Source organism: Kitasatospora sp. NPDC042419 (genome assembly GCF_056437345.1).
The window spans coordinates 1-8,092 of sequence record NZ_JBWKAW010000078.1 but is presented as its reverse complement, the minus strand read 5'-3'; the positions used below and the strand labels follow the sequence as shown (position 1 = coordinate 8,092).

7 protein-coding genes are annotated in these 8,092 nt (G+C 68.9%); 5 read left to right on the top strand and 2 right to left on the bottom strand.

Features of this window, described 5'->3' with window-relative positions; all coding sequences use genetic code 11:
- Positions 1-108 (bottom strand): DEAD/DEAH box helicase family protein (locus AC067J_RS43770; protein WP_478308473.1); only part of this gene is annotated, 108 nt, incomplete at its 3' end.
- A gap of 226 nt (positions 109-334) precedes the next feature.
- Between AC067J_RS43770 and AC067J_RS43765 the strand changes: the two genes are divergently transcribed.
- The 5 genes from AC067J_RS43765 to AC067J_RS43745 all read left to right on the top strand — a co-directional run bounded on the left by AC067J_RS43765 (position 335) and on the right by AC067J_RS43745 (position 7,432).
- A complete protein-coding gene (locus AC067J_RS43765) occupies positions 335-1,465 on the top strand; it encodes a hypothetical protein (RefSeq protein WP_478308471.1) in 1,131 nt (376 codons plus the stop codon).
- A gap of 158 nt (positions 1,466-1,623) precedes the next feature.
- Positions 1,624-4,095: a DUF6119 family protein gene (locus AC067J_RS43760; protein ID WP_478308470.1), complete on the top strand. Its 2,472-nt coding sequence runs from the start codon at positions 1,624-1,626 to the stop codon at positions 4,093-4,095.
- Positions 4,053-4,985, top strand: a complete 933-nt coding sequence (locus tag AC067J_RS43755; protein WP_478308469.1) for an ABC-three component system protein — start codon at positions 4,053-4,055, stop codon at positions 4,983-4,985. Before AC067J_RS43760 ends, AC067J_RS43755 begins: the two co-directional genes overlap by 43 nt.
- Entirely contained in the window at positions 4,978-5,457 is a 480-nt protein-coding gene (locus AC067J_RS43750; protein WP_478308468.1) for a three component ABC system middle component, read from the top strand. Before AC067J_RS43755 ends, AC067J_RS43750 begins: the two co-directional genes overlap by 8 nt.
- A gap of 4 nt (positions 5,458-5,461) precedes the next feature.
- A complete protein-coding gene (locus AC067J_RS43745; protein WP_478308467.1) occupies positions 5,462-7,432 on the top strand; it encodes a DUF3732 domain-containing protein in 1,971 nt (656 codons plus the stop codon).
- Positions 7,433-7,509: 77 nt separating this feature from the next.
- On the opposite strand, the gene AC067J_RS43740 is transcribed toward AC067J_RS43745, so the two are convergent.
- On the bottom strand, positions 7,510-8,019 hold the full coding sequence (locus AC067J_RS43740; RefSeq protein WP_478308466.1) for a hypothetical protein: 510 nt from the start codon (positions 8,017-8,019) through the stop codon (positions 7,510-7,512).
- Positions 8,020-8,092 lie beyond the last annotated feature (73 nt).

Sequence of the window (8,092 nt, the reverse complement as noted above, 5' to 3'; positions counted from 1 at the left end):
GGTCTTTCCGCTTCCGCACGCGGCCACCACCGTCATCCGCCGCTCCCCGTTGTCCGCAGCAGCGCGGATCGCATCGAGGGCCTCCGTCTGGTGCCGGCGCAGCAACATCGAAAATCCTCTGCCTGGTCGTGGGGTTGGCGGCCGCAGGGACTGTAGCGGCGGGGCCGGGACCCAGTCGGCGGGATGAGAGGCATTTCGGTCAAAGTCGTGGAACGTGGGGGCACCTGGGACGGAACGGGACACTGGGGCGGCGGAATGCCGTAGAGAAGAGGTCGTGCGCCCGGAACACGGACTCGGCGGCGCGCGGGAAGGTGGGGTGTGCGCGGTGGCGGCTGTGAACAAGGCAGGTACCCGCAGGGCGGGCAGGGCGCAGCGGCCGGCGCGGCGCCTGGCGCTGTCGGTGCGGTTCATCGGCGAGGAGTCGACCGGGTCGTTCGCGCGGCGTCTGGCGGATGCCAACGGCATCCCGGACGAGGAGTTCTGGCCGATGCTCGGGACGTGCGCCCGCAAGAACGGCAGCCCCTCCGACCCCCGCTATAGCGACGGGTACCTCAACGCCCCCGCGCTGGAGCGCCTGGCGGTCATGGCTGGCCGCGAGGTCGCGGAGTTGCAGCACGCCCTGCCGAACCTGCGCCCTGCCCGGCTGCTCCCGGGTGAGGGCACGGCGGTGTGGGACTGGCCGTGGGACGCGTCCGGCTGCTACCTGGTGCGGGTGTGCGAGCTGTGCGCCCGCGTCAAGGGCACCTCCCTGGAGGCCTACCTCGCCTCGGGGGCGACCTGGCAGGTGTGCGCCCGCCACAGCCGCTGGCTCGACAACCGCCGCGAGCCCGGCACCGGCGCTATCCCCCTTGCCGCGCTGCCTCAGGTCGTCGAGGCGCACCGGCAACGGTTGCTATTGGAGCGGTGCCTGGGCGTGGGCGGGCAGGCCGCGTTCGCCGACGCCTACGGCCTGCTCTCGTGCTGGTGGAATCTGCCGAGCCTGCGCGCGCCCGTCTGGGAGGACCGCCGGCGTGTTCTGGGCCGGGCCGGCCACGACCACCTGCGGGTCGCGCCCTTGGTGTTCTACCCGGAGGCCGTCCGCCTCGCCCGCGCGCTCGCCGCCCGGGAACGCATGCGCCTGCGCCGTACCCTGACTGACGGGCACGAGGGCGCATGGCTGGCCCAGACCGCCGACCTCGTCGACACCTGGGGCATCCCTCTCGGTTCCGCCCTGCACACCTTGTCGATCTGGGCATCCCACCACCCGCGTATGCCCCGAGCGCGGGACAACGCACGGACGAGCTCCGCACAGACCCGACCCGCCCGCGGCCGACACCGGCCGCTCCCCTCCCCCGCCACACCCACCGACCACGACCTCTACGCCACCCTCGGCGGACGCTCCTGCCTGCCCTGGCAGCTGGGCGAACTCCGCACCACCGAGCTGATTCCCGCCATCGACGGCTGGACCCTGAACGGCCGCGCCTGACCTCCCCGCCGCTCAACGTCCTGCGCGCCGCAACTTTGCCACCGGAACCACTTGTCAGTGGCCAGCCAGAATATGAGCATGCATCATTGTGTGGAAGTGGTTGAAGGACGCCGCGTACGACCTTATCCTGATGCCTCTCACCGCTCCCTGGGGGCTTTGTGGCATCGAGTCAATCCAAGCTGAGGTTCAACTGCTTCCTTCTGCGTGACGGGCTCGATTCACACGACCGCGCCTTTCGGGTCCAGTACCGTCCGGGAAACAGCCAGGGCATGCGGCGCCTCGCGCCCGGTGAAGGTGTCCCGGAAGGCTGCGTGGCCTACCTCAGGGAGAACTCCGAGAAGGTCCCCGCTTGGGCCCGGCTCCTGACTCCTACGTTCTCCGAGCTCGAGGCCATCAAGAACGTCTCCCACCGGCTCGTCATCTTCCTCCCCGTCCACGGCCGCACCTTCGCCGTCTGCTTCGGCTACGGCAGTTCCACCCTGGAGTGGTCGCACATCGAGGCCAACTTCGGGCTCCGCTTCGCCGCCCGAACGTTCGACAGCAACGCCGTGAGCGGCATCGCAAGCCGGCGGATCGACGCCTCGGCTCGCTCCCAATGGGTCCAGATCCCGTCCAACTCCCCCATCAGCGGCTTCGAAGTGGAGCTGGACGGTGAGTTCACGCGCAAACTGGTGGGCGACCTCGAAGACGGCGTGGAGCTCCCCGAACTCGGAGCCGTTGTCGCAACCGATTCCGTGTCGTTCAAACTCGAAACCGATCTCCAATCCGTGCACGATGTTCTCGCGCAGATGCTTCAGGTCACATTGGGGAGCGAGGCATCTCGGGACCTCGCATTCATCGACTCGCTGGAACCGCTTCGCGCCACCAGCGACATCGTGAAGCGCCTGGAACAGTGCCTGGCCCAGGCGCTGTTCAAAACATCAGATACGGTCGTGGCCGGTGGCACGGACCCGTGGGACGTGCACCTGCTCTCCTTCGCCCCTCCGGACGACCTGTCCATCGAGAACCTGCACGACTTCATCGCCATCAAGGGCGGCCAGTCTCAGGAGTTCGAGGAAATGTCACTGGAGTCCCTGCGCTCGGCCATCGCCGCACTTCCCGGCAGGAACACCGTCGGCAGCCTGAAGAGCGTGAAGGTCCAGGCACGGGACGACAACGGCGATCCGGCCAGCCAGGCCAAGCCGCTGAAGCACTGGCTCGTCTTCGAAGCGGGAGACGGGCAGCAGCGATACCTGCTCACCCTCGGCAAGTGGTACGCCCTCGCCGAGGGCTACTACGAGAAGCTGGACGAGGATCTCGCACGGATCGAGGACGTCACCGCGCTGCTGGGCCTGCCCACCTGGGACGACTGGGGGCCGGGGAAGAACCACGAGAAGCACTACAACCAGAACGCGACCGATCGCCGCAACGACCTCGTCTGCCTGGACCGGCACCGGCTCTTCCCACAGGAGGGCAACGGCGACCAGGTCGAGGCCTGCGACCTCCTCCACCAGGACGGCTACCTGATCCACGTCAAGCACTACACCGGCAGCCAGACTCTCAGCCACCTGTTCTCCCAGGGATTCGTCGCCGCCCAGACCATCGTCTCGGACGACTCCTACAGGGACGCCTTCATCGAGGCGGTGAAGTCGATCAACTCGGTCAACCCTCGCCTCGAGGGAGCAGCCCGGGCCAGGCCGCCCCACTACATCACCTACGCCATCGCCTTCGACGGAGACCAGAGCCTGCCGCAGCTTCGCCCGACGCGTCAGGACGGTCGGCTCCGTGCCGACCCTCGCCCGGATCCAGATGACCTTCAAGCCGGAGAAGAAGGGCAAGTAACCGCCGCCGGGCACCGCTCGCCGCAGGGCCGCTCCGGACGCCCTGCGGTGGTGAACGACGCCGCGCCCCCGCAGCAAGAGCCGGACAGGGGTCTCCGCCCCGAGATCGCGGCAACGAGCAGACCGGGGAGCCTCGCGCCTCTCCAACACCGTGAGCGGCTCACAGCCCAAGCCGGCGGACGGCCTCGAAGAGAAAGCCCAGGAAGACACCGTCGGCGGCCGCCACCCCCGCAAGCCGGGCCCCAGGAAGCCGCTCATGGATTCGGCGGATGTCCTGCGGCTCGCTGGGCAGCCTCATCCTCGTGCGCCGCGTGCGGGACGCCCGGCGCCCCGGCCACGCCAGAAGGACAACCGCTCCGAGGCCACCGAGACACACCCGCTCTGCCGGTCAGGGGACACCGGGCATCCGAAAAAGGAACACCGCCCCATGTCGAGCCGCTAACCTGCGCCTTGGTTCACATGTTCGATTCATTGCCTTCTGGACAGGGCGGACAGAGGATCGGGAGACTGGGTAGATGGCATCCTCCACACACGAGGCTTCCTCGTCAGCTCTGGGCTACCTGTTCCAGGCGCAGCTGGCCCTGCTCGAGCTGCTGCGCGGGGCGGAGGAGCGCCCGGACGGGGCGATCAGCTTGGAGCTGCACGACGATGTCGCGTGGGAGGCGGAGGGGCGGCCGGTTGATCTCTTGCAGGTCAAGCACCACATCCGGGGTGTGCGGGCGCTCGGCGACAAGGACGACGACGTCTGGCGGACGGTTCAATCGTGGATGGACACCCATGATCCGGGCGATGCGGACGGGCCGTGGTTGACGCTGATGACCACTCAGCAGGCTCGGCCGGGCAGTGCGATGGCGGCGCTGCGCCTCGATGGGCGGGATCCCGTTGCGGCGCTGGATCTGCTGACCGCCGCGGCGCAGGAATCCGAGGCCAAGGGGACCAAGGGTGCGCGGGAGCGGTTCCTGGAGTTGCCGGTTGTCGAGCGGGCGGTGTTCGTTCGGCGGATGCGGGTGGTCGACGGCTCCCCCACCATCGACGACGTGGACGCGGCGGTCCGTGCACGGCTGCGGGCCGGCCTGCCGCAGGGGCACGAGGATCCGTTCATGCGGCAGCTGTGGGCGTGGTGGTACGAGCAGACGGTGGAGATGCTGCAGAAGCGCCGGACGAGTGTGTCGGTCGACCGGTTGATGGCTTCCGTGAGCCGGATCAGGGACGACTACACCGCGGGCCGGTTGCCGACGCTGGTCGGCAGGGAGGACTTCACTGCTGAGGCGGAGGAGGAGCTCACCGACGCGTGCTTCGTGCATCAGCTGCGGTGGGTGGGCGCTGCCCGGCAGCTGGACAAGGCGATGGTGGACTACTACCGGGCGTACAGGCAGACGGTGGAGTGGCTGGAAGACGATCTGGTCGGTATTGACGAGCTTGCGCGGTTCGAGGGGAACCTCTCCGATGAGTGGGAGCGTGAGTTCGACTGGATGCTCGACGATCTAGGCGAGGACGCCACTGACGCGGAGCGGGAGCGGGCCGGCCGCGAGTTGTTGAGGAAGACCTTGGACCAGACTCGGTATCAGATCCGTGAGCGCTACGACGAGGCGTTCTTCGCCCGGGGCAAGCACCACGAGCTCGCCGACCGCGGCCGGATCGGCTGGCACCCGGACTTCGAGGAACGTGTCACGGCACTGACCAGGGCCGCCCGTGCCTAGCTGGGGCGACCGGCCGCAGGCCGGCGCCGCGTTCTTGAACCCCGCGCTGCTCGCCGCGGTGCAGGCCTGCGCCGCCCGGGCGTACGAGCGCGAGAGCGGCGGCCGACTTATGGAGTGGCCACTGAGCTTCGTCGTCGCGCCGCTGGTCCTTCACCGACCCACCCGCCGGGCCCTGCCAAGCTCGGTCCGTACCCACCTGTCGTCCTGGGTCAGCGAGCATCCCGTCCTGGTAGCGGGGCTGCCCGCCCGGACGTCCTCGCTGCTGCCTGCAATCCGTGAAGGCATGCGGTTCGGTGTCCGGCACCGCATGCTCGCCGTGGAGCAAGGTGCGGTGCGAGGCCTACTGGGCGGTCCCGGCAGATCGGACGGCGAACTGGCCGAATTGTTGCGAGCCGCAGCTCTGGCCGGGAGATGGATGACCAGGACCGACAACCCTTCGACGGTTTTCGCACTGCTGGGCATGAGACCCTAGGCGCGTGCAGCTGCGGTCGATCATCCTCTACAGCAAGAGCGGCGAGAAGCGCGTCCTCGACTTCCGGCTCGGCGAACTGAACATCGTCACGGGCACGTCCCAGACCGGCAAGAGCGCTCTGCTGGACATCGTGGACTTCTGCCTGGGCCGGGACGAGGTGACACTGCCGGTCGGCCCGATCACCGCGACGGTGGCCTGGTACGCGGTCATCTTCCAACTCGCGGACACACGTGCCCTCGTAGCCCGTCCTGCGCCCCGCGGGGCCGCCAAGTCCGTCAGCAACGGCATGCTCGAGATCGGAGCCGACCTCGAGGCACCGGAGCTGTCCGACCTGAGGATCAACGCCGACTCCACCCAGATCCGCCAGCAGCTGGGGCGCCGGATCGGCATCGGCGATCCCCTCGCCCAGGCCGCGCCCGGCAGCCTCGCCTCCCCGCTGAGCGCGAACCTCGGCCACGCCGCTCTGCTGTGCCTGCAGAACCAGGACGAGGTGGCCTCGAAGAGGGGGCTGTTCCACCGCCAGAACGACGACGCGAACATCCGCGCTTCACTCAAGACCACCCTGCCCTACTTCTTGGGAGCCGTCCCCGAGGACCAGGCCGCCCGGCAACAGGAACTCCTCCAGGCCCGCCGCGCACTGCGCCGCGCCCAAGGAGAACTGAAGAGCGCCCAGGCCCTCAACCGCGACGTCGAAGCACGCCTCCGGTCCCTGCTGGAAGAAGCTCGTATCCACGGCCTCATCGAAGGCGACGACGACCTCCACAACAACCGGGCCGCGATCACTGCCGCCCTGCGGCGTGCCACCTCCTTCCAGACCGTTCGCGTCACCGATGACGAGGCGCAGCGGGGACGGGAATTGGCGCTCGGCGAACAGGCCAGCGGTATGAGACGCCAGCTACGCGTCATCGCCGAGGAGCGCAAGCTCCTGACCGATCTCCAGACCGAGGAAGGCGGCTACGCGAGCGCGGTCGGCCGCGGCATGTCCCGCCTGTCCGCGCTGCACCTGGTGCCGGACGGATTCCCCGGCGAACAGGCGTGCCCGGTCTGCGGGTCGGTGCTGGACGAGCCCGACCCCACCGTCAGCGACATGCATGCCACCTTGGACGACCTCACTCGGCAGCTGGATGCGGTTCAGACCGCTCGGCCTCAGCGTGAACGCGCCATGCGCGAACTGGAGCTGCAGGCCGCGGAGATCCGTCAGCAGCTGCGAGGTGTGGAGGGGGCTTTGAGTGTCATCGCCGAGGAGCGCTCTCGCCACGCCGGCCTCCTCGCCCACGCCGAGACCCAGGCCTACACCCGGGGCCGAATCGACGCGTACCTCACGCAGATCGACGCGGTCGGCCCGGGCGGCGACTTGCAGCGGCTGGAGGCCGACGTCGCGATCGCCCAGCGGGTCGTGGAGGGACTCGAGGCGCAGCTCGATGCCGACGACGCCGAGGACCGTCTCACCCACAGTCTCAGCTACATCAGCGGTGAGGTGACCCGCCACGCCCGGCAGCTACGCCTCGAGCACGGCGACCGCCTGGTCCGCCTCGATGTGAAGAAGCTGACCGTCGTCGCGGACTCCGCGCAGGGTCCGACCGAGCTGATGCGGATCGGCAGTGGCAAGAACTGGGTCGGCTACCACATCGCCGCCCACCTCGGCCTGCACCAGTACCTGGTCGCCAACCAACGGCCCGTCCCGCGGTTCCTGATGCTCGACCAGCCGACCCAGCCGTACTACCCCTCCGACATGGCCAAGCGCAGTGGCCGGCTCGAGGACCTGGCCGTCGACGAGGACCGCGAGGCCGTGAAGCGGCTGTTCGAGCTCATGTACCAGGTCACCGCGAGCCTCTCCCCCAACTTCCAGATGATCGTCAGCGACCACGCGGACCTGCCCGACCCGTGGTTCCAGGCCTGTGTCCGCTACAACTGGCGGAACGGGGAAGCACTCATCCCCCAGCACTGGATCGACCAGCAGCAGGCCGGCGCCTGATCCTGCGGGTGCCCCTGCTGCGGAGCCGCGCCTTCATCCCGCGCCGGTGCAGGCGCGGCGGCGCGGCGTGCGACGCGTCAGAAGGCTCTGCCGCCCTGGTTCTGGGCGAGGAGTCGCTTCAGTTGGGCGAGATCCTGCGAGGGCAGGTGGGTGTAGCCGATGAGGGTGTCCAGGGCGGTGTTGGCGGCGTCGCGACGCTCGCGGGGCGTCATTTGCTCGCACTCGCGGAACACGGCCTGGGCGGTGGTGTCCTGGGTGGCGCGGGCGAGCCGGCGGAAGGCAACGCTGGCGAAGCTGGGCACGTCGGGGTCGGTCTGGTTACGCGGTAGGCCTCCCTCGAACTCGGCCGCCATGCCGCACGCGAGTTGCACGAGGCGGGCACAGGTCGCTGGGTCCTCGACCAGGAGCGTGAGTGTCACGTCCTGGCAGGGCGTGCAGGACGCAAGTGCTGCGCCGATGACGGCCGTGAGCAGGGCACCGTCGGGGTCCGGGCCATCGAAATGCGGCAGCATCTGCAAAGGAAGGCCTGGGTGGTTGTGCGGGTCGTTTGAACCGCGGCGGGGTTTGCCGGGCTTCTGACGGCCCATGGGTCCACCCTCCTCAATAGCGTGCCTGTGCTCGTTGGGTGAGCGTAGCGACGCTCCTTCCTCGGACGTGGGG